Origin of the sequence: Teredinibacter turnerae T7901, assembly GCF_000023025.1 — a bacterium.
In the GTDB taxonomy this organism is placed as follows: domain Bacteria; phylum Pseudomonadota; class Gammaproteobacteria; order Pseudomonadales; family Cellvibrionaceae; genus Teredinibacter; species Teredinibacter turnerae_B.
Window position 1 is genome coordinate 2,314,741 of the sequence record NC_012997.1, and the last position, 24,240, is coordinate 2,338,980.

At 50.2% G+C, this 24,240-nt stretch carries 8 protein-coding genes; 6 read left to right on the plus strand and 2 right to left on the minus strand.

Annotated features, from left to right (window positions below; translation table 11 throughout):
• Nucleotides 1–10 precede the first annotated feature (10 nt).
• The 5 genes from TERTU_RS09765 to TERTU_RS09785 all read left to right on the plus strand — a co-directional run bounded on the left by TERTU_RS09765 (nt 11) and on the right by TERTU_RS09785 (nt 17,861).
• Nucleotides 11–14,002 carry an SDR family NAD(P)-dependent oxidoreductase gene (locus TERTU_RS09765; RefSeq protein WP_015819178.1) on the plus strand — a complete coding sequence of 4,664 codons (13,992 nt, stop codon included), beginning with the start codon at nt 11–13 and terminating at the stop codon, nt 14,000–14,002.
• Nucleotides 14,003–14,017: 15 nt separating this feature from the next.
• The gene (locus TERTU_RS09770) at nt 14,018–15,151 is read left to right on the plus strand and encodes a MupA/Atu3671 family FMN-dependent luciferase-like monooxygenase (protein ID WP_015817550.1); all 1,134 of its coding nucleotides are present in this window, start codon (nt 14,018–14,020) and stop codon (nt 15,149–15,151) included.
• 8 nt (nt 15,152–15,159) lie between these two features.
• On the plus strand, nt 15,160–15,954 hold the full coding sequence (locus TERTU_RS09775; RefSeq protein ID WP_228378301.1) for a thioesterase II family protein: 795 nt from the start codon (nt 15,160–15,162) through the stop codon (nt 15,952–15,954).
• An 87-nt stretch (nt 15,955–16,041) separates the two neighbouring features.
• Nucleotides 16,042–17,409 carry a PfaD family polyunsaturated fatty acid/polyketide biosynthesis protein gene (locus TERTU_RS09780; protein WP_015819094.1) on the plus strand — a complete coding sequence of 456 codons (1,368 nt, stop codon included), beginning with the start codon at nt 16,042–16,044 and terminating at the stop codon, nt 17,407–17,409.
• The gene (locus tag TERTU_RS09785; RefSeq protein WP_015819535.1) at nt 17,406–17,861 is read left to right on the plus strand and encodes an SRPBCC domain-containing protein; all 456 of its coding nucleotides are present in this window, start codon (nt 17,406–17,408) and stop codon (nt 17,859–17,861) included. Before TERTU_RS09780 ends, TERTU_RS09785 begins: the two co-directional genes overlap by 4 nt.
• A gap of 479 nt (nt 17,862–18,340) precedes the next feature.
• Here the strand turns inward: TERTU_RS09785 and TERTU_RS22350 are convergent, their stop codons facing one another.
• Both TERTU_RS22350 and TERTU_RS09800 read right to left on the minus strand, forming a co-directional pair.
• Nucleotides 18,341–19,759 carry a family 16 glycosylhydrolase gene (locus tag TERTU_RS22350; RefSeq protein WP_266352087.1) on the minus strand — a complete coding sequence of 473 codons (1,419 nt, stop codon included), beginning with the start codon at nt 19,757–19,759 and terminating at the stop codon, nt 18,341–18,343.
• A 334-nt stretch (nt 19,760–20,093) separates the two neighbouring features.
• Nucleotides 20,094–21,230, minus strand: a complete 1,137-nt coding sequence (locus tag TERTU_RS09800; protein WP_015819653.1) for a helix-turn-helix domain-containing protein — start codon at nt 21,228–21,230, stop codon at nt 20,094–20,096.
• Nucleotides 21,231–23,648: 2,418 nt separating this feature from the next.
• Here TERTU_RS09800 and TERTU_RS09810 point away from each other — a divergent pair.
• The gene (locus TERTU_RS09810) at nt 23,649–24,218 is read left to right on the plus strand and encodes a Pvc16 family protein (protein ID WP_015818773.1); all 570 of its coding nucleotides are present in this window, start codon (nt 23,649–23,651) and stop codon (nt 24,216–24,218) included.
• Nucleotides 24,219–24,240 lie beyond the last annotated feature (22 nt).

Below are 24,240 nucleotides of genomic sequence, written 5' to 3' on the forward strand. Positions count from 1 at the left end.
GGAAATGGAAATGAATGATAAAAATGCGGTGCTCGCAGCAGTTAAAGACGGAACACTGACGGTGGAACAAGCGCTGGTCGCTCTGCGCAAGCTGCAGGATAAAATGCCATTGGATCAATCGCAGCTCGCAGTCTATGAGCCGAGCTGGGTAGACGCTCCAGCGACTAACACCGCCCGGAGTGCGCTTGGGTTGGTCGTGGTAAACAGCAGGGCGTGTTTGTCAGATGCACTTGGCGATTGTGATGTGGTGTTGGTGGACGCGGGGCGCTATTTATTGTTTGCATCTGCGTCGGCCTGCACTCGCAACGAGACCCCGCTCAAAGAATTTTCCAGCCTGCATGAATTTACCACCTTCAGCCGTGAAAAGATTACGCAAAAATCTGGTTTGTGGTTGGTGCACGCATCCGCTGAGAATGACGTGGAGCCTGCGCTACTTGACGTATTTGCTTGGGTAAAATCACTCTCAACCTTAAATGCCGATCAATCTGTACAGCGCTGGTCATTCGGTGCTACGGGCGAGTATGCAGCGGTGGCGAATGAGGCGATAGCCGGCTTCCTGCGCGGCGCCCGGGTTGAAAATCCCAATTGCCATTTTTCGGTGCTGTTTGATTTTTCGGTAGAGACGGATCACTGGCGCGAGGAGCTGGCCGCTGCGGCAGAGCACGTGGAAGTTCGCTATCTATCGAGTCGTCGCCAGGTTTTGCGCTTGGTACAAACGCCGGAATTAAGCAGCCAAACACCAGCCTGGTTACATAATAAATGCCACCTAATTATTTCCGGGGGCGGTGGTGAACTTGCGCTGTCTTTAAGTCGGATTCTGCTTGAGCGGGAAGACCTGTGTATCACCTTGCTGGGGCGCTCTCCGGCGAAGCCCGCTGTCGAAAAATTAATTGCACAGCATTCATCCCGCGTGGCTTATCAGCAGGCGGATATCGCCGATAAAACGGCTGTGGATGGGGCAATTTGCGAGAGTGTGCGGCGTTTTGCGGGTGATCTTGTACTTGTACACTGCGCAGGTGTATTGGCAGATAGCTTTATCAATAAAGCGTCGGCGGATCAGTACGCAAAAGTATTAAGCCCAAAATATCAAGGCACGATAAACCTGTTGCGCGCCGTCCATAAATATAATGTAAACAGCGTTATTTTATTCTCATCGATCGCTGCTTATTTACCCCATTCGGGGCAAAGCTTTTACGCCAGCGCCAATCGCGCTATGACAGCGCTGGCAAAAAAATTTTTACCGTCGTCGGTAGCGTTGCAGGTCCTGCATTGGCCACTGTGGGACGGTGGCGGTATGGATATCAGCGCCGAAGACAAAGCGTTAATGCGCAGTGAAACAGGTATGGTGCCGCTGCCACAGGTGCTGGGTTGGCAAGTGTTGTTAAAATCCGGCGCGGGCAATAGGGTTATTGCCTTTGGCGATAAAGCTGAAATTGTGCGTTTTATTGGCGATAAAGACGCGATGAAAATTCGCAAACATACGCCGAGGGTACAAAGTCGCGAACAAGCACAAACGGCAATCATCGATGCCCTTTGCGATGCGACGCAGTTTCCGAGTACTAAGGTCAAGCCGAAGCTCAGCCTGCAGGCAATGGGCCTCGACTCGATGATTATTACCCGTCTGAACGTCACCCTTGAAAAACAATTCGGCACCTTGCCAAAAACCCTGCTGTTCGACTGTCATACCATAGCCGAGCTCACCGATGCGATTTTGTCCCGTGTGGAAATAGTTCCTCAGCCTGGAACCAGCGAACCAGCGAGCATCGCAAAGTCATCAGTGGCGGTGCAGGTAACAGCGGATCAGACACCGCAAATTAGTCAGCCGCACACTGACTCTGTCGATGCAAAAGCGGTGGCTATTATCGGCCTTGCGGGTCGGTACCCTGCTGCAGCAAATATCGATGAATTTTGGCAAAACCTGGTAGAAGGCAAGGATTCCATTACCGAAATTCCGGCGGACCGTTGGGATTGGCAGGCCTATTATCGACCGCAAAAAACCAGTGGCTTCAGTCACAGTAAATGGGGTGGATTTTTAAATGATGTCGATGCATTTGATCCACTCTTTTTTGCCATCTCACCGCGTGAAGCGGAGAGTATTGACCCGCAAGAACGGCTGTTTTTGCAAACCGTTTGGCATACTCTGGAAGATGCCGGTTACTCTCCGCAGCGGTTGCGTGAATACAGTCGTAAAGCCTCGTCACGCCAGCACGCAGTCGGTGTATATGTCGGTGTTACCTCTGGGCAATACCAACAACTCAGTGCACAAGATTGGGGACGTGGCGAACGTACTCTTGCATCGTCCGCCTATTGGTCCATTGCCAATCGGGTATCGTTTTTTCTCAATCTACAAGGGCCTAGCATCGCAATCGATACGGCGTGTTCTGCATCGCTCAGTGCGATCACCTTGGGTTATGAATCGCTGGTTGCAGGCAAAACCAAAATGGCACTGGTGGGTGGGGTTAATATCAACCTCGACCCAAGTCGCTATGTCGCCCTGTCGGATATGGGTTTTCTTTCCCTCGATGGTCGATGTCGAAGTTTTGGCAAAGGCGGGACGGGCTTTGTACCCAGTGAAGGAGTGGGTGCCGCATTGTTAAAACCGCTCTCAGCGGCCAAAAAAGACGGTGACAATGTTTATGCAGTGATACGCGGCGCGGCGGTCAATCACAGCGGCACCACGAACGGCTATTCGGTCCCCAGCCCACAATCTCAGGCGTTGCTGGTACACGATGCGCTGCAGGATGCTGGTGTAAACGCGCGTGACATAAGCCTGATTGAAACCCATGGCACCGGCACAGCGCTGGGCGATCCGATTGAGGTCGACGGTTTGACACAGGCCTTCCGAATGAACGGTGGTTCCGGCTTGCGTGCGAGTTGCGCGTTGAGCTCTGTAAAAAGCAATATCGGCCATCTGGAATCCGCTGCGGGTATTGCTGGCTTAACCAAGCTCGTATTGCAATTGTACCGTCGGCAAAGAGTCCCGTCCTTGCACGCAGATGTACTTAATCCAGCGCTGGATTTGGAGAATACGCCGTTCTTCGTGCAAACTGATTTTGCCCCCTGGGTATCTGAAAGCGCGCCCAGAATTGGCGGGCTTTCTTCGTTCGGCGCCGGCGGCAGTAACGCGCATTTAATCGTCGAACAAGCGCCTGGGAAATTAACAAAATACGATTCAAGCGATTATAAAAATAGCGATGTCACGGTACCGCTCGCTGTATTTTCGGCGAATAATCCGGCAGGGCTGGCGCGATTGTGTCGTGCTCATCTCGATTTTCTCCAAGCGGCAGACACCGAATTCAGTTTTGCTTGCTACTTGTTTAGCCTGCAAACCTCCCGCGCAGCATTAAATACCCGTATTGCTATTCACACCAGTTCAAAAGATGCATTGATTAGCGAGCTAATGAATTTGTTGGCGACGGACATTCATAAAAATACGAACGTACACAAACTCGTTGATGAAGATGTTGAGGACGAGTTCACCGCACCCGCTGATAACCTCACTTTGAATAGCCAAGAATTACAGGCGTTGCAGGAAGGCTGGCTGAGCGGGATAAACTGGCGCTGGGAAAATTTGTGGCAAGGTACGCCGGTGACTCGCATACCGCTCCCGTTATATCCGTTCGCGAAAATGCGCCTTTGGTACCGTGAGCGCAGTTTTGAGCCAGTGCCGAATCGTATTGATAACTCACAGGTGGAATGGAGCATTCCCCCGGCCGCGTCTGCTGTTGCGGACCATGTCATCCAAGAGCAACCGATTCTAAGTGGTATGGGGCATTTATCGCTGGTGCTGGCTTCGTTAAAAGAGTGCGGTCTTGTCGAAACCCAGCTCAGCGGCGGTTACGAATTTACGGATGTGCACTGGCTAAGACCGCTGGCATCGCAACGCAAGCAAATGCGAGTCACGGTAGAAGTACAACCGCAAAACGATACCGTTCAGTTTCGCGTAAAAAATGCTGAAGGAGAATTAGCATCTTTTGGCAAATTTAAGCGGTTTGGTGCAGAGCCAAGTAGAATACAAAAGTCCTTTGACGACGTGGAATTTAGCGCGTCGGATTCCTGGCGAGGCGAGCGCTTGTATCAAGCTATGGCGGCCGCTGGATTCACCTACGGCCCTGGATATCAATACGTCGATCAGCTTGAATACAGCGAAAGCCAGGTAAATTTTGAATTGCAGGTCGCGCCGGACACAAACGATGTTTTTCACCCGGGCTTCGTCGATTCCATGCTGCAAAGTATTTTTGTTTTGCATTCGCAACAGGAGTCGGCGCCAGCAGTGCCGTTTAAGGTGGCGTCTATTCGAGTTTACGAAGCGCCATGCAGGGCGGCCAAAGGTTCAATACGTGCACTCCAGTCTACTGCGGATGGTGAATATCCTTACCAGATCAGCGCTGCATCTAATACTGGTAAACCGGTAATCGAATTCGACCAGTTTGTTGCCCGCCGCATAGAATCCGCACCTGCTGAAGATCCCGGTGTTGTTACCCAACACGTCAATAGGGTAGAACTCAACCGAAACGCACCAACAATTTTTGACCATTGTTATGCTCCCAGGTGGGTGGCGCTGGAATCTCAGGATTTTTTAACCGTGGTGGAGCCGACCCGTCGCCACGTGGTTATCACCAGCTCTTCCAGCAGTGATATTCAAAATTCGCTGCTGCAAAAACTTAGCGAAGCCGAAGGCAGGGGGCGCCTTGCTTCTTTGGCGGTAATACCCATTCAACAGCTTGCCAGTGCGCGGGAAACCCTAAACAGTGCAGACACCCTGTGGTTTACCGCAGCAATTTATCCGCAGCGCTACTCACTTGCAGATACAGCGTTCGTGGATCGATTCCTGAAAGAAGCGTTGTTTAATTTGTTGCAACTAGCAAAACACTGTTTTGGTCAAAGTAATGCCCAAAGGCTGATTGTTCTTACCAATGATGCGTTTGCTCTACAACCCCAACAACATAATTTCCACCCGTTGGCCGCAGGTTTACTCGGGTTCACTAAAGCGTTTGCCCAGGAGGCACGGCAGGTAGAGTGCTACCAACTGGATCTGTCTCAAGCCTTGGTGGAGCAGGGCCTTTTACCACCGTTGTTTGCTGATCTTAATCGACTGGTGCCAGTGCAAGCACGTTTGCCGGGGTGTGCGGTGGCTAACCATCACGGTGAATATGTTGTCGAAAAGTTTTCCCGCTTTGCCGGGGCACCTCAAGCCACCCAGCCACAGATCGCGTTTAGGGACGCAGGGGTCTACCTGATTATTGGTGGCGCGGGCGGTCTTGGGCTCGCGTTTGCAAAACATTTGCGCGAGAAATACGAAGCTCGTGTAATTCTTGTTGGGCGCCGAAGTGCAGGCGCTGTTGCGGAGCTTGTGAGCGGTCAGTTTGATTATCGGCAGTGCGATATAAGCGATGCACAGCAAGTGCAATTGTTGCTAAAAACAGTCCAGCAAGAATATGGCGCCTTGCATGGTGTTGTCCATTCAGCGCTTACTTTGCAGGATACGTCAGTTGCGAAAATGCAAGACGAGGACTTGGCAGCGGCGCTAAACGCGAAGGTGTTTGGCACGATCCAACTGATGGAATCTCTTACAGCCCTCAATCTCGATTTTATTCTGTTTTTCTCATCGACAATTTCGCAAACCTGCAGTCCAGGTCAGTCCAACTATGCGGCGGCGTCACTGACTCAAGATGCTTTGGCCAATTATTACGCCCGGTTACACCGGGGTATCCGTGTGGTGAATTGGGGTTTCTGGCACGAAATAGGTGTCGTGGCAGACGAATTCTATCGTCAGCGTATGTATGCAAAAGGATTACTCGGGATTACATTCGACGATGGCCTTTCGGTGCTTGATGCGTTACTCGCGGGCACCGAGCGTCAGCTAGTTGCACTAAAACTTAATTCGCAGGGTATGTCGCAATGGCAGCCTTATCTTTGTGACCAGGCCAAGGGGGCTCAGGTGAATTCACAATTTTCAGGCGGTAATTCAAATTCGGCGTTGCACCAGCTGTGGCAGGGTTTACGGCCATCCTTTGAGCACGAAAATGCGCAGTTAATGAATCAATACTGCCAGCAGCGTGTTCTAGCAATTCTGCAAAAACGCGGCCTATTTGTTGATGTTGAGTCAGCCCTGGGTGTTCAGGAGGTGTTGAATGGTTTTGCCGCGAAACAGGATTCCATTCCCCTGGTAAACGCTATGCTGGCAATGCTAGCGAGAGGGCGCTATTTAATTCAGCGTGGTGCTTCGTGGAGCCTTGCTGCCAAATTGCCAAAGGCATTGGAGCGAGCGAGGGTATTGCAAAAAAACAGCCAGGCAGAAGGGCACCTGCGGTTGTTGGACCATTGTCTCGATAATCTCCCGTTACTTTTAGACGGCAAAAAATCCGATACGGAAATTTTGTTTCCCGGTGGATCTGCGCATCTAGTGCAGGCTACCTATCGTGATAACCCGGTTTCCGATGCCTGCAACGCCATGGTTGCTGCTGCGGTGGAGGATGAAATCTCGCGTTTAGTGGCGAATGGTGTGCAGGAAATTAATCTGGTGGAGATTGGTGCAGGTACTGGGTCGACCACCTCGCCGGTCGCTAAAAAAATCAGTGCCAACTTCAATAGCACAATTAAATTACATTATTGGTTTACGGATCTCTCATCGCACTTTGTGGCGCGGGCAAAACGTGAATTAGCGACTGAATACCCGTTTATTGAAGCTGCAGTTTTTGATGTGGCTGCAGCAGATCTGGCGCGCGAGCAAGCACAGGCGGGAATCCCAAACTGTGACATTTTGCTTGCGTCTAACGTGCTACATGCGACCGACAATATAGTTTACACATTAAAGAACTGTGATCAGCTGCTTAAACCAAGTGGGCGAATGATCATCAACGAGGTTACCGAAAACTGGGACTTTGTCACCATGACTTTTGGCTTAACCAAAGGCTGGTGGTTGTTTGAGGATGCGCATTTACGCATGCCTCATTCGCCATTGTTATCCTGTGCTCAATGGGGGCAAGCGTTGCGCGAATCAGGATTGGAGGGGCGTGATTATTTTGGTGGTGGCCCCGAATATTCCTCGCTGGAATCTGAAGCGCTTGGCCAGACGGTTATTTTAGCCACGGCCAGTGAGGGCGCTCGCGCAACCCAAGTAAGTCGTGCCGAGCAGACAGCGCAGGCTAATACCCCAAGCGCGCCAGAGGCCGACGGCACGCACGTGGCGTATCTCAAATCGGTTTTTGCGCGTGTGCTAAAAATACCCGTAGCGGAGTTGGACGAACACGACAATTTTCAGAGTTTTGGGCTCGACTCCATTATTTTGCCGGAAGTGCTCAATGCGCTGCAGGAACGCTTCCCCGCGTTAACTCTGGAGCAACTTAACCAGGCAGAGACGATCGCAGATGTCGCCAAGCTGACCCTTACCATGGGTGCCGCTTCCGTTGAGGTCAGCGCGAAGGCGCCAGTGCAAAATGCGTTACCGCTGAACGCTAATACAACTGGCTCAAGTGCCAGGATGGATGAAAAAAGCGCTTTGCAAACCGTTGCACCGCAGACAATTTCTACCCTGGAGCGCGGACAAAAACCGTATTCTGAGGCAGTTGTTTCTACTCCATCAGGTAGTGACTATAGGCCGCAGCACAGTGATACTTTAATTGCAACTCCAGTTCCAACCGCAACTCCAGCTCCAACCGCAATTCCAAATCAAGCAGGTCGTACTGACGCAAATACCGCTGAAGTTGCAATTATTGGCGTAGCTGGAATGTATCCAGGCGCCGCGAATATTGATGAATTTTGGCAGCAGCTGTGTATGGGTACGCCGGCTGCGACACCGGTGCCCCATAACCGGTGGCAGAGCGACAATTCAGAATTCGGCAGTTTTCTCAATGCGGTTGACGAATTCGACCCGTTGTTTTTCGGCATCTCGCCGCGCGAAGCACCGCAGTTAGACCCACAGCAGCGGGTGATGTTGGACGTGTGCTGGCACCTGTTGGAGGATGCGGGTTACGCACCGGAAACGCTTACCGGTGGGCGAAATAATTTTGCTTCCAGTGTGGGTGTTTACGTAGCTTCCATGTACCAGCACTATGGTCAGTTGGCGGCGGTTCAATGGGCGCAAGGCGTTTCGGTGGCAGCAGAATCGAGCTTGTGGGCTGTGGCGAATCGCATCAGCCACGCCCTTGGTTTAACGGGCCCGTCTATTGGGGTCGATAGCGCCTGCTCAGGCGCCCTGAATTGTGTAGCACTTGCCGTCGACGCGATCCGCAGCGGGCAATGCGATGCGGCCATTGCTGGCGGTGTAAACTTAATTCTCCACCCAGGCCATCACGCTGGGCTGGCGCAGGCAAAAATGTTAGCCCAGGGGCGCGACTGCCGACCATTTGCAGAGCAGGGCAGTGGCATGGTTACTGGTGAAGGGGCGGGTGCAGTTTTACTGAAAAGTTACGCGGCAGCAAAAGCGGACGGTGATCAGATTTACGGCGTTATCGCGGGTGTCGCCAGTAATTTTAAAGGTCAGACATCCGACGGTTTTGCCGCACCCGAGGCTGCTGCCGAGTTGGCGGTTATGCGCCGGGCGCTGGCGCAGGCAAATATTCCCGTTGATAACATTGACTACCTTGAGGTGTCAGCCACTGGGGTCGCGCGTGGCGACGCTGCCGAGTGCGATGCAGTGAGCCGATTTATCGATGAAACTGGCAAGCGCACGGCGACGCGAATAGGTTCAGTCAAAAGCCAGTTTGGCCACCTGGAAGCAGCTTCTGGAATGGCTCAATTAGCGCGGGTTTTATTGCAGATGAAACATCGCCAGTGGCTGCCCACGTACGGTAGTGATCTGCCCGCGTCGCTGCAAGAGCGCGCGTGTTTTATCGAACAATCGAAACGGGCATGGCCTGACGAGAATAGCATTCACTACGCGGGCATTAATGCATTTGCGGCCGGTGGCAGTTACGTTCACCTTATCGTCCGCAATGCGCCGGAAACCCAGAATGCCAATATGCAAAGCGCCGAGATAAACAACCCTCTGGCGACTCTTTTCCCCTTATCTGCACGCAACCCCGATCAGTTGAAGCAGGTCGGGTTCAACCTGTTACAGCAGGTGCGGGCTCAGTCGAACATGCGCTTGTCACAAATCGCATTTACCTTACAGCGCGGGCGCAAATCACTTAAATACCGCGCACTGCTGGTCGCAGACTCTGTTCAGGCGTTGCAAGCAGAGCTCGAACGATTGGCCGATGGGTTTACATATGAGCCGGATATAGCTGCGCTGCCCAGCCAGTTGCAACAAATCGCGCAACAGTGGCTGGCTGGTAATACCGTTGATTGGGTTGGCCAGTATAGCGGTGTGGTTCCAGGGGTCGTTTCCCTGCCTGGGTACCCGTTTGCGCGCAAATCTTTCTGGCTGGCAGCCAACAATTTGGTTGATAGCGCGAATATAGCGCCGAGCCAACCCCAGATCGAACAGTCAGAAAGCGCGACAGGAAGCTCAGTACAACCTTCACTACAAACACCTGCACACGCCAAGGCAGAAAATCCTTCTATTTCGCAAATGGCCGCATCACAACAGCAAGGAGCGACGCAAACCATGAGTGTAGAGTCCCACGCGCAACTAGTTCGCACGATAAGTTCTTTGATCGCCGACTTGCAAAATATTCCTTTGGAAGAAATTGACGCGGATGCCCGATTTGAAGAGTTTGGCTTTGATTCCATATCCTACGTGGAATTTGCCGAGCGACTACAAAATCAGTTTGAATTTAAAGTTGATGCAACGGTGTTTTACCAGTGTACGGATATTCCTCAGCTGGCAGACTTTGTAGCAGAAAACCGCCCCGCAGGAGAGTCGTCCGCACCCCAGCACACATCCGATGGTTTGCCTGCGCAAATAGCTAGCCAAAGCGTTGCAACTGTAGCTCAAGCGGCGCCGCCGCAGTCCGTTGCCCAGGTACGATCCGTCACCCAGGTACAGTCCGTCGACCAAGTACAATCCATCGCCCAAGCACAGCCTGTCCAGTCAAATAAAGAGAGCACTGAAAACCGTGGTGCGATGGCGATTATCGGCATGTCCGGCCAGTTTCCTGGCAGCCGGGATTTAAACCAGTTTTGGCAGAACCTGATTGCTGGCGAACAGGCAATTACCACTATTCCATCTGACCGGTTCGATGCCAGCGGCATTATTATTCCGGAAACCAATCTCACCTATAACACCGGCGGCTTTATTGATGATATCGATATGTTCGATGCGGAGTTCTTCCAGATATCACCACGCGAAGCGCGCCTCATGGACCCGCAACACAGGCTGATGCTGCAAACGCTGTTTCACACTATTGCGGATGCCGGTTATCACCACACGCAATTGGCTGGAACAGACACTGGGGTTTTTGTCGGCGTCGGAGCAAACAGTTATGGCCAGTTGTTAGTCGCCGCAGGTGAAGATGTGGATGGTCATATGGCGACGGGTAATGTGCACAGTGTACTCGTTAACCGAATTTCTTATTTGCTCGACCTTACTGGCCCCAGCGAACCCATAAATACCGCGTGTTCCAGTTCGCTTGTTGCGGTACACCGCGCGGTTCAAGCCATTCGCAATGGCGAATGTAGCAGTGCGCTTGTTGGCGGCGTTAACTTAATGCTGGATGAAACCGGTCATGCTGCGTTTGCCAAAAGCGGTATGTTGTCCGCTAGTGGCAGCTGTCATACGTTCGACGCCAGTGCAGACGGTTATGCCCGCGGGGAAGGCTGTGCAGGCATCTGGATAAAACCGCTGGCACAAGCACAGGCGGATGGGGATCACATCTATGCGTGCGTGGCCGGTACGGCGGTAGGGCACGGTGGCCGGGCGACGTCGTTAACTGCGCCTAACGTGGGTGCCCAGAAAAAAGTGGTGCAACGCGCATTGGCCGATGCAGGTTTAGACGCGGAAGCGTTAACCTACATCGAAACCCACGGTACCGGCACTGCATTGGGTGACCCAGTGGAAATTAATGCACTCAAAGCGGTTTTTGCACAAAGTAACGCGCCCTGTGCGCTGGGTGCCGTTAAAACCAATATTGGTCACCTTGAGACGGCAGCTGGCATCGCGGGCTTAATAAAAACCGTTTTGTGTCTTGAAAACAAAATGTTGCCGGCCATCGCTGGGCTGGATACGGTTAACCCGTTAATCGATCTGGACGATTCCTGTTTGTATCTCAACCGCCAGCTGACGCCCTGGGTAAATCATGAGCGCGCGCGTTATGCTGGCGTAAGTTCATTCGGTTTTGGCGGCGTGAACTCGCATGTAATTGTAGGTGAGGCACCGGCACAGGCACAGACAGCGTATCGCGAACTTCCAGCAGGCCCCTTTCTGGCTACCCTCAGTGCGCCAACTCAAGAACAGTTGGAAGCCTATGCCAGCAGTCTAAAACTATGGCTTTCCAGGCAGGCACAGGTGGAGATCGCGGACTTGTGTTATACCCTGCAAATGTCGCGCAGCCAGGATGTGAAGCGTCTGGCGTTCGTCGTTAGCAGCACGAAGGATTTGTATACGCAGCTCGATCAATTCTGTAGTGACCCAACAGCATCTAAAGCATTTGTCAGCCCGGCGGTCAATGTCGCCGGGCAGGCGTTATTCGATGCAGAGGACACAGCGGCAATTCTGGAATCTGTTATCGCACAGAAAAACTGGGGTAAATTAGCGAAGTTGTGGGTAAACCACGTACCCCTGACGCTGCCCTTGGTCGGGAACATGACCGGCGAGGGATCTGGCCCAATGCGTCGCTTGAGTTTGCCACCTGTTCCGTTTAAACAAATGCGCTACTGGCCAAAAGCCTCTGCGGCTGCCGTCGTTCCTGCCCCTGCAGCTGCAATTGAGCCGAAAACTCAAACAAACCCTGCGCCGGTCTCAACTTCAGCTCCAGTTCCATCTCAAAGCGCAAGCCCTGCAACAGCAGCGCCTGCAACGGTTAAACCGGCGGCAGCACCGGCTAAAAGCGCAGTTAAAGACAAAGCAACGAACACAACGACACGTCAGCCTGCGCCTACGGTACTTGCAGAAACCCCTAAACAAAAAAATCCTGCCGAGAAAGCTTCCGGCACGGCTCAATCCACCTTGTCCTTTAGTGAACAGATCCAAGCCGATGTGCGCGCTATTATTGTGGATGCACTGGATATAGAGGCGGGGAACCTCGTGGACGACAAGCCATTTCCGGAATACGGTATCGATTCCATTATTGGCTTGCGTGTAATGCAGAAAGTTCAGCAGCGCTACGGTGAAAACCTTGCGATGTCGGCGATTATTGAAGAACCGACGGTATTGCGATTAAGTCAATTTATAGAAAGCAACACCAGCGTTAAGCCGGAGCTAAATACATCATCAGCGGCAGCCAATTCAGAAGACACAACACCCGCCGTGCGGGTGCGTATCAGTCAGTTTGGCTCCGCGCAGATGCAAACAGCGTGGCTGTTTATTGCCGATGTCAGCGGCGAACTCAGTTGGGCATTAAACTGGATGGAAACTTCTCAGGATGTTCAGATTCTTGGCTTGGAATGGTCGTTGGCAGACTCTCCACCATCGGTTAATAGTATTTTTGACGCGGTGATAACTCAACTGGCCGCCGTGGAATGCAACGAACTGGTACTGGTGACCAAAGGGTATATGGCGGAATTTTCGGTAGGGCTCGCGCAAGTGATTCAGAAACAGCGCGGGATAACCACCCATTTAAAATTTATCAGTCCACAGCACGGCAAATTCCTCGATCAGGGCAACTTCCTGACCGATCTCGCGACCACTTGCTCGACCGTGTGGCGCGGCCGCTCCACTGTTGCCTATGAGTCCATGAGCGAGCCAGAAAAAATTCATGAAATTCAGGAGATGGCGCTCGAGTTAATGCCGCGTGCGGCCTTCGATGGATGGTTCGACGCGTTAATGCTAAATGCTCAACGATTAATTCCCCTGTTAACGGGTTACATGCCGCCGGTGTGGGTGAATACCTACGACAGTGAAATTATTCTTTCCTACGAGGGTGAAGAAGTTAATCTGGCAAAAATACTGGTACCGCCAGCGAGCGTGTTGCGCCTGAATACAACAGAGTGCCTCAGTCGTTTGGCGGTCACTCAATACGAAAAAACCTACAACGTACTGGCGCCCGGTCAGCAGCATGATTTTCCACTGGTTTTTGTTAACCGCGAAGGCGATAAGACGCCGACATTTTGGGTGCACACATTATTTGGCGATGTCTCGTTCACCCTAAATCTTGCGCACCACTTGGGTAAAGCCTGCCCTGTACTGGGCATTGAGCAGTTCACGGTGGATGGCGATTTACACTTGTTGCCGTCCATTAAGCAAATGGCGTCGCACTACATTGAGAGCATTCAAACCGAGAATCCGGACGGCCCTTATATTATTGGTGGCTACTCGTTCGGGGGCGTGGTTGCCTACGAAATGTGTCGCCAACTCGCTGAACTGGGTAAGCCTGTCGAAATGCTGGTTATGATCGATTCATTTATGCCAAACACCGAGACATTTGGTTCAATCGACATTACTAATGTTGAGGTCGAGAACTTCGATGTTATGGCATTGTTACTGGTCGCCAATAACTTTGCACGACGCTTTAAAATTACAGACGAATTGCGCCTGGATCATGTAGATGGCTTGCCTTTGAACCAGCAATTCGATGTGGTCAGTCAGTTTTTGCAAGGTGGTAAAACCAGCTTAACCTACGACGAAATCTATCAATTGGTTGAAAATAATTACAATACGATTTTAACCAACAATGATGCCCTTACCGGTTATCAGCCAGAATCTTTACCAGAGTCCATTAACGTACTCTTGTTTCATGCCACGCAAGGATTTATTGCGGCGGACAACATTTATGGCATGCCAGAAGTTCGTGTGACCGTGGAAGATCGCAGCAATGGTTTCGAACCCTATGTAAAAGGTCAGCTAAATATTATTGATGTGGAGGCAGACCATTACTCGATCTGCCATGATCGTAAACTGGTTGAGTTATCGAAAAGCATACTGGCGCAAGTCACTGTCGACGATAACACAGACCACGCCTAAGTTAAGGAGCGCACCATGGAATTCAGCGGATTTATTTTTTCAGCAGAAGACAGCTTTTCAGTGCAACAGCGCTACCAGTTTATTACCCGTGCAGCGCAATATTTCGACCAGCACGGCTATCAGGCATTGTGGACACCAGAGCGTCACTTTCAGGAGTTCGGTGGTTCCTTTCCCAATCCCTCCGTGCTTTCCGCAGCATTAAGTCAGGCAACTTCGCGTTTGCACTTGAGGGCGGGCTGTGTGGTGCTGCCACACCACCACCCGGTACGGGTGGCGGAAGAGTGGGCGATGATCGACCAATTATCCAACGGTCGCGCTGGACTGGGGATTGCCTCAGGCTGGCATAAGCGCGATTTTGTATTTTTCCCCGAAAACTATCAGGATCGTAAAGCCGTTACCTACAAAGGTATCGACGATTTACGCAAGCTCTGGGCGGGGGAATCGCTGGAGTTTAAAGGTGTGGATGGTGAGCTGACCCAGGTTTCGGTGCACCCCAAGCCAGTGCAAAAAGAACTGCCAATGTGGCTGGTGTCCAGCTCGAGCCCGGAAGTGTGGAAAGACGCGGGCCGCAGGGGGCTTAATATACTTTCTTTGTTAAATAACTGGGAGGCGCTCGAAAGCAATATTGTCGCTTACCGGCAGGCGCGCGAAGAAGCTGGCCTGGACCCTGCATTAGGTGTGGTGACCACCGCCGTGCATACCTTTGTTGGCGATAGCAACGCCGAGGTAAAAGCCTTGGTGGAAACCCCAATGAAACAGTATTTGTCCGAATTCGTGAAAGCGACCAACGACGATAAAAGCATCAGCGGGGCCAAGGAGCGGGTGGTTAGTAAGGATGAAAAAGCCATTCTGCTACAGGCTGTGTTCGACGATATGTTCGAAAAACGGGCCATGTTTGGCACCGTGGAAAAGTGCATCGCATTTGCAGAGAAACTTAAAAAGGTCGGCACCGATGAAGTCGCCTGTTTTGTGGATTTTGGCCTTGAATTTGAAACTGTGCTCGCAGCGTTACCGAAGCTGGATGAGGTGAAAGCGGCGTTTCAACAGGTGTCAAAAGCCGATACTGCACCCAAGGTGGAGCAGGTGGCCCGTCATTCCGCCAAACATCCGCTCTCCTGGTACTACGAGCGAAATACCTTAAACGCATGAGTGATAACGTGAAAAAACCAAGTCGATTTGTAACTGCGCAGGACGTGGCAGCGCCGAAAGTTCGCCTGCTGATGCTGCCGTTCGCCGGCGGGAATGCGACGAGTTTCTACCAAACCATGTCGCTATTACCCGACCACATAGGCGCGCTGGCGTATCAAATGCCCGGTCACGGTAACCGGTTTTCCGAGCCTTTATGTCATTCCATTGAAGAACTGGTAGCAGACCTTGAACCCGAGTTCGGCATGCTTACCGAGTTACCACTGGTCATCTTTGGCCACAGTCTCGGGGGGCGACTTGCCTTCGCTTTATGTAACGAATTCCGCAATCGCGCATTGCCTATGCCAAAACTGGTTGTAGCTTCCGCAAGCCGGCCGCCAGATGTGGTGATTAAAGACCCGTCATCGCACCTGGATGATGATGCTTTTATCGCAAAATTACAGGTACATGGCGGAATCCCCAAAGAACTGGTGGAAAACCAGGGAATGCGGGAATTGTTTTTGCCCATTATAAAAAACGATATGGGGATTTTTGAGCGCTTTAGTGGCTCCCCGGATCGACCATTCGCGTTACCAGTCGCCATCTGGGCGGGCGAGAACGATACTTTCGCCCCGGTGCAGGAAGTCATAGGGTGGAATCGTTATTTCTTGTTGCAACGTGAATTTCACTTGTGGGAAGGGGGGCACTTCTTCCCGTTGAACGCACATGCGGATATTGCTCAGCGGCTTACCATGCTAATTCAAAGCACAGTCGCCACCGGCGGTAACGCGCAGGACTCGCTGCGCAACAGCGGTGTGCCATCGTAATTTTTTCATTAGCTACCCGGAACGTCGATACATGCACCATGGTTTGTATAGCATCGAAGTTTACTCAGAGAGAAGGACCGTGAATTTATGAACTCCATCGGGCGTACTATCCAGCTTGGCAACCGCCAGTTTATGCAAACCTACAACGTGCGCAGTCCATATATTGCTGGAGCCATGTACAAAGGAATTGCATCCGTTGATTTGGTATGTGCCATGGCTGAACAATCGATGCTGAGCTTCCTGGGAACAGGTGGGTTGAAAATGCCACAAGTTGCACAAAGCATCGACGAAATAAAACGTCGAGTCGGCGAGAACAAACCTTTCGGCATGAACATGCTGAGTAATTTTGAAGAACCGGAAAAAGAGATGGCGTTAATTCGTCTCTATTTGGAAAAGGGTGTGTCGGTAATCGAGGCCGCTTCTTATATTAGTATTTCCGATGCACTCGTTTACTATCGTTTAACCGGCGCAAGCCTTGCGCCTGACGGACAAATACAGTGTGCCCACCGCATAATTGGCAAAGTGTCTCGTCCGGAGGTGGCAATGCGCTTTCTTTCGCCGCCGCCCGCAGAAAAAGTACAGGACTTATTACAGCAGGGCTTAATAACCCCCCAGCAAGCAGAGCTGGCTCCGTTAATACCGATGGCGGACGACATTTGTGTGGAAGCCGATTCCGGTGGCCACACCGACCAGGGTGTTATTACGGTGCTGTTCCCCGCGATACGCTCCATTGCAGACGAGCTTAACTTGCAATTTGGTTATAACCAGAAAGTGCGAGTTGGTGCAGCGGGCGGCTTGGGCACACCCCAGGCGATTGCTGCTGCTTTTATGCTCGGTGCCGATTTTGTGGTTACCGGCAGCATTAACCAATGCACGGTGGAAGCGGGTGTAAGCGAAGACGTGAAAGACATGCTTGAAAAAGCTCAACCTCAGGATATGGCGATAGTGCCAGCGGGCGATATGTTTGAACTGGGGGCAAAAGTACAAGTGCTTAAAAAAGGAAGCCTTTTCCACGTGCGCGCTAACAAGCTCTACGAACTTTACAAAAACTACGACAGTCTGGATGCTATTCCTCGCGATGTTATAACTAAGCTCGAGAAGCAGATATTTACCCGTTCAATCGACGAAATCTGGCAGGAAACCGAAGCGTTTTATCTTCGCGCTCGCCCGGAAGAAGTCAAAAAGGCCGTAGAGTCACCCAAGCATAAAATGGCGTTGGTGTTTAAATGGTACTTTATTCATGGCACGCGCATGGCGCTGCGTGGCGAAAGGCAACAGCGGGTTAATTACCAGGTTCAGTGCGGCCCGGCGTTGGGTTCGTTTAACCAGTGGGTTAAGGGCACAGAACTCGAGTCCTGGAGAAATCGACACGTCGCTGATATTGCCAGTCAACTAATGCAAGGTGCCCACGATTACGTTAACCGATTTATGCTGGCGGAGGTGGACGCCCTGTGAGCAAAGAAATCGTTACTCAAATTCAAATTGATGCACCGAGCCACCAGGTATGGCAAACCTTAACCGACTTTCACGCGTATCAAAACTGGAACCCGTTTATGGTTGATGTTAAGGGCGCAGCGCAGCTTCACGAGAACGTTACGATTTCAGTCGCATTTAAGGATTCCCAGCGAATGCAATTCAAAACCAAAATTTGCGAGTTTGAAAGCGCAAAGTCTTTGTGCTGGACAAGCAAATTTCTTATCGGTGGCTTATTCGATAGCGTACATCGATTTGATATCTCAAGCATCTCATCCAACCAGTGTTTGTTTGTGAACCAAGAGGCCTACAGCGGCATTCTAGTTGGGCTGAGTTGGAAAAAAATAGAACCCGGTGCTCGCGCAGGGTTCGAGGCCATGAATAGGGCGCTTAAATACCAAGTGGAGTCTCAGTTGTTTGCAAGAGCCTCTTAGGGCCTGTTAACACTAATTCGATTCATTCTGTTGCGGCTAAAATTTCGCTATCGAGTGATGCGGCACCCCGACGTTTGGAGTGCAGGTTGTTCGGCATATCCCTATGCCTCACCCCTACGGGGTTACACGCTAAAACGCTCCCGGCGTTTTAGTGGTTGTTCCAAATGAGCGATACACAACGCTGAGAGCGGGATTTTAGCCGCAACCCGCAGGGCTGGGCCTGTATTTCCAGGCTGATGCGTTATTTTTCGCTCGTTTAGCCCGCTAAACAACGCCAAAAATGCCTTTCATCCTGAAAATACAGACTCCAGCAGAGCGAATTGAATTAGTGTTAACAGGCCCTAGCTATAGACTCACCGTCGATGCTCTGCTGCAAACAGCTTTTCGGTGTAGCCGCTCCGCTGTAGTTTCCAAAATCAAGTCGTCCGTCGATGAAAAAACCGACCTGTAAAAGGCCGGTTTTTGTTTTTTATAGATGGCTATTGGGTGTATCGCCAGACTTCGATCCAATCGTAGAGCGCGACTCCGTTAACGGTATCACTCGTAACTGGCCCAGCCCAGGAGGCAGCATCCGACGCCCAGATTGTGAGCAGAATATTTTGCGGTAACCCAATCAGATCCATTCGCTCAGTCCAGCGATGGTAGAGTGTCCCGTCGATATAAAATGATGCTTGGTCTGGCGTCCACTCAATGGTGTAGGTATGAAAACCCGCCGATGAATCAAACCCGAGCGACTGGAGCGACGGGTGTTGGGTTGGCGTGACTGATGTAGTTACGGGTGGCGTTAATTCTGGGCCGGTGTATACCATTGAATTAAATTGTATTTCGGTGTTGTCTTGGCCGAGGCTTTCAATATCAAATTCGTTCCAGTCATCTGCTGGCCATGGTGTATAAATTGTCACAAGTGCTGATACTACTGCAGAGCCTTTGGCGAGCTTCGCTCTAGCGGTAACCCGGCCATATTCGATGGTGGTGTATGAGCGAACTTCGGCCCCTAGATAGGGTTTTGATGTGCCATTGAACACGGTGCCTGCAGGCGCCGCTCGCAAGCCGATGGCGAGCATGCCATCATCCACGGTCACTGCCTCCGGGGAAAACAGCGCAAGATTGCCGTCCCACGAGTGGTTCATCAGCTGCCAACGCGAGCTATCTAGTGAGTTGAAATCATCCCGAAAGACCAGTTCAAATCCACCGCTGCTGGACGAACCCGAAGAGCTGGAGCTTGTTGATGAACTGGAGCTGCTGGACGAACTTGATGAGCTTGAGCTACTGGAAGATGTGCAGTTTCCAGTAACCAAACCTCCATTACCAGACTGATTCTGACAAGTGTTGGTACCGATGCAGCTACTGCTTTGCTCCCAGCCCCAGCCTGAGTTCTGAGAAATGCAAAGAGGGTAAAGAGTGCCGTACCAGTTGCATTGCTCCGCCACGCATTGGCCTCCAGAGGAAGAACTTGAAGAGGATGAACTGGAGCTAGAGGAGCTAGAACTGGATGAACTGGTTGAATTACTTGAAGAGGATGTGCTGCTGGACGATGAACTACTACTGGACGAGGAACTGGGGTTTTGCGAACGGCTAATACTCAGATTAGTGATGAGCGGTAGGGAGCTACCGTTTGCACAAAAGCCAAAGCCTACGGCAGACATCCCGTTGATACGGGTGTTCCAGGCCAGCGGTTTTGCAACATTTGAACTGAGCGTTGCATTCCAAACGTTTGTAACGGTACTTCCTTGCGGATCAAGGGTTAGGCTCCAGCTTTCCACCGGATTCAAGGCTTGGTTCTCTAGTTTAACGTCGGCACAAAACCCGGTACCCCAGGAGTTTTGTTGTACTATCGTAGCTTCTACACCATCGGTGGTCAGCGCATGAGCAAAGTGAGTAAATAGAGTAAGTGGCAAAAGAGCCGCCAATTTTGAGCGTGGTTTGAAAGCAAAAGACATTGTCTAAGTCCCTGATTATTCGAATGTTTTACCTAGGTCTCCGCCAATGGAGGGAGACAGGTTTTGAGGGGTTTCGCCCAGTCTGTCCCGCTTGAGGCTGTCGGGTAAAGTAGCACTTTATGCAAAATACAAAGTGATACGAGGTTTTGCGGATAGTTGTACTGGTTGGGCGTGCTAGTGAGCGCTGGACGTAAAAGATGCTCGCTTCGCGTATTTGTAATATGAAACCGATGGCCTCGGGGGAGGAAAGATGGGAGTGCCGCTGCGCTCAAGGTACCTACGGGCTGCCGTGCTAATGATCAAGGCGGTATGCGGTTGGCGTCTTTCCTGTAAACTTCTTGAAGAATCGGTTAAACGCGGCTTTGCTGTTAAACCCGCTCAAACCGCTTATTTCAGAAATGAGTGTGTCCCTGTGCTCAGGATTATCAAGCAGCGCTTTGGCCGCCTGTATTCGATACCGATTGACAAACATGTGGAAATTTTGGTCTAGGTGCTGATTGATAATGCCCGATACATCGCGCTTGTGCATACCGAGGTCCGCGGCGAGCCCCTCAAGCGTTAACCTCTGGTTCAAGTAGGGTTTAGACGCTTCGAACTGCGCGACAAAAGCGCGCACGTACTGCGGCGAGTAGGACGCGTGTGGCTCGTTTTTTGTGGGTGATGCAATTCCGTCAAACCGGTCGGAAAAGGCTAGGCTGTAGAACACCAGAGCGGTGATAAGAGTCAGCATAAGATAGTTTCCAGCAATTGCTATATCCCTGCCTAGCGTGATATAGGACATATTGCCAGCCAGGTGCGAAACAAGAAAGCAGCACCACACCACGAGAAATCCGCCAACCAACAGTAGAAGCCAGGAAAAATCAATGTTTTCCAGGTCGGAATAGCTTGATTTTAAAGCTGTACGATATCGAAGTAGCGTATAGATGCAGCTGCAACCGTAAGCTACGAGAAGATACTTTTCGCTATGAACAAGCCAGTTGAAGTGCCATTCGTAATTGCCATAATTTTTAAAATCCAGAGCAATTAGCTTTTTATCTGCAACCGTTTTCGAAAAATACAAAAAATACAGCCCGAAGCCTGCCAATACGGACGGTATAATATGTAACATATAAAGCGGTCGAAATTTGAAATCGCTGTAGACCAATGATTGTGTGTAGAGAAGTAACAGTGGGCCAGGCAGAAAAGGTGTAAATCCGAGCAAAAACACAATGTTAGGGTTAATACTGAACACCTGGTATTTTACGGCATCTCCCCAAAGTACAAGTGTTTGCATTGCAACACAGGCATTTGCCAATAAAAAGCCCGCGAGTAAAAGATTGCTATTTCGCTTTGTTTCGCGAAGCGTAACTAGCAAAATGCCAAACATCGCGCACTCGAAGGCGCGTAACAAAAGTCCAATATCGTGAAAATTAAATATAACAGCATTCATTTATTTATCATGGAGCCATAACCCGCAATCAATCTGAATGAGATTCTAGGCGGGTTTTAAATAAAATATTTTTATGGACTGTTGTGGTTTTTATCTTGTACACACTCTGTCCATTTACGGAGAAATAAAGGGGGGAGAGTGTAGCCCTTTTTTTGGTTTAAAGTACAGTCGGATAAGAAATGGCTTCGGCGTGCTACCCTGCCTTGCGAAAGCCCCGGCTCAAAAGTTTGTATGCCAGTTTAGGCGCTTTGGGTGTGTTCAGTGTTCTAACATACTTGGACTGGTCTGCAGTGCACTGAATTATTCCAAAATACCTGGGGAAATAGCACCGCACCAGACCAAAAAATTAAACAGGCATAAACAGCTTGTAGAGAGCTAGTGAACTAAGAACCGAAGGCCTGGAATCCGATTCCCGGAGATGGCTGCAGCGGTAAATGTCAAAGCATAAGCAATAACTCTGTAGATAGAAAATGTCACTTGTCGGAAATTTACAGTGGGCATATTCAAGACGCGTTGATGTTAAAAATATATCGCTAAAACATCATAGTTCGCGATACTACTGCGGCGAGTCGTCGTCGGTGAGCAAGGCAACGCGTAAGGCACTAGAGGCTGGTTGCTAATGCGGTACTGCATCAACTTTGATTTGGTTGCTAACATAAAAAGATTATTACTTCACTAGCGCCTAAGTTATCAGCCAGGTTTTCCCCTTAATCCGAACTAGCCATCCTGGCGAGCATTACTATCTAGCAACGCTCTCCTGTAAAGGTTCTCGTCATGTGTTTTGGCGGCTAGATCAACTTAAATTATCAAAACTGGAAAAACAGCTTGTCAAAATCAAAAAATTGCTCGTAAATGGCGTTTGCGTCTACTCATTCCGGCTAATCGATAGTGAATACAATGGTCGGAAATTTGCTGGCGATGAAATATGGAATAGACTTTTGATGTGATCGTGTATGAATTAAGTAACCCCAAAAATACTTAAAAATACTAGCATCGTGAGAATTTTTTATTCGCACTATATTGTGCTTTAAAAGTTCAAAATAAATCAGCTATAAGTCTACTCCCAATAGACGTGTTCTAACTAAGGAATAAAATGAACGTTGTTTCGACATTATATGAATGCAAGCACTGCGCTGGCACTGGGACATGCCAGAATGGCCCAGATGGCTTTAGTTGTGCCGCTTGCATAAAGAAAAATGAGCTTGGTTTTTGGTCGCGTAGACAGCACAAAGGACTAATGTGTGGTGCGTGTGGTGGAATTGGCCGGGCGGAACCCTTAACTGAGCGAATGAACAAGCGGATCGCTCCCGTGCTCGCTATAGTGCTGACCTTTTCGTTGCTGATATTGGTTTCGTTGGCGGCACTTCTGAATAGTGCCCATTTCAATGAACTGCTGGCATTCTCCAGTGCGATCATCGGTACAGTAGTCGGTTTTTATTTTTCTAGTAAATCAATAAAGTTATAGCAAATTTCCCAATTTGACGCAGCGATCTGTGTTTTTTGAGCAATCGATGGACTTTTTTTACGCGAAAATTCACTACGGTCGCTGCTTGTATGAGCTGGATTTTAGGCTCGCTGGGAAAATGATTCGAGTGCGAGTCATTATTAAGCGAGCTACCTATTTTTCTATTGCCTTTGGTGCCCTAGTATTTTCCTTTATTGCTGGATATGACATTGGGTGCTTTGTAGTCTTTGATGTCCAGTTTCCCAATTTTTTAACTACTTTTTCGTAGTACGATTATTTGATTTATGATGAGCGTTCCATAAAGTATGAGCTCACTGTGGTAAATCGAAAAACTAATTGAACAAAAATTGCAGCATACAAGGATGCCATTGAATCGCATTCTGAAAAGGGGAGATCTACAGCGTGTACTAAGCAAGCTAAACCCAATAAAGCTGTAGGCGTCTATAGGGTGATTGTCTGTGGGCGCCCAATACTTCCACAAAGCCACTTGTAACTACCTATCCCAACTCAACTCTGCTCAACTCAACCCAAATCACCACTAATCCACTGCTCGTTCTTCCTAATTCAACCAATAACGCCCCGTTATTACAGCATATCCAATATTCATTTCCCGCTACCTCTCGTCAGTGACACTCTTATACGAACAAGCCTGAATCCAGACTAAATCGTCTCGCTTTGGTAGCTGTAGGCAAAGAAGCCAACTGAGGCTGAAGTGAGTGCTAATAACCAGTTTTGTACCAACAGGGTTAAGTCGGTGTAGCTCGGTTTTGGCCGTATTTTGTGTAGAGGCGCCCAAATGGTGGGCCTGATCTGAAGCATTAGGTCGCTTCAGGCAATCAGAGGTTTGCGTGATGATCAATCGTTCCAGGGCGCCGGCATAACTAGCCTTGCGCGTACATATCCTCGCATACAGAGGCATATTCGAATCAAAAAAATAGACAAGACGTTACCCTATGTTGGACAAAGCTCTTAATCTCATCGCGACGCGGTTAAACGCGTATATCCTCAATCGGGTTGATCTGGATGAGGACATTGTTCAGCTTGCTTCACCGGTGTCGCCGGATGGCGTGAGTCCAATTGAAGCGAACGATAAGATTTTGATTTTTCTGGCAAACATTGCAAAAGATACGCTTGCACACAGCACTCGATTTAAAACAATCGAGGCTGGCGGTCTGAGGGTGGAAGAGCCATTGCATTTGAATTTTTACCTTTTTGTAGCTGCTAATTTTCACGCCTCTCGTTACGGGGAGGCGCTTACCTTTTTGTCTTATGCCATCCAGCACCTTCACGAAAACCCCGTTGTAGACAGGCGTACCGTAGCCGATTTACCTCCGGGGCTGGATCGGTTAATTGTGGATATTCAGAATACGGACATCAATGAATCGACAAATTTGTGGGGTGTGCTGGGAGGGAAATATCTACCGTCGGTTTTCTATAAGGTCAGGCTGATTACCTTGCGATCCGAAAGTGTAGTTAGTCGTATTAATCCGGCCTCCGCGCCGGAACCCACGTTCGGGCAGTAGTATGTACAAGCCACTATTCAGA

Excerpts from the sequence above, each read along its gene's own strand:
- TERTU_RS09800 (WP_015819653.1), bottom strand. The coding sequence starts at position 21,230 with ATGAATGCTGTTATATTTAATTTTCACGATATTGGACTTTTGTTACGC.
- TERTU_RS09780 (WP_015819094.1), top strand. The coding sequence starts at position 16,042 with ATGAACTCCATCGGGCGTACTATCCAGCTTGGCAACCGCCAGTTTATG.
- TERTU_RS09770 (WP_015817550.1), top strand. The coding sequence starts at position 14,018 with ATGGAATTCAGCGGATTTATTTTTTCAGCAGAAGACAGCTTTTCAGTG.
- TERTU_RS09765 (WP_015819178.1), top strand. The coding sequence starts at position 11 with ATGAATGATAAAAATGCGGTGCTCGCAGCAGTTAAAGACGGAACACTG.
- TERTU_RS09810 (WP_015818773.1), top strand. The coding sequence starts at position 23,649 with ATGTTGGACAAAGCTCTTAATCTCATCGCGACGCGGTTAAACGCGTAT.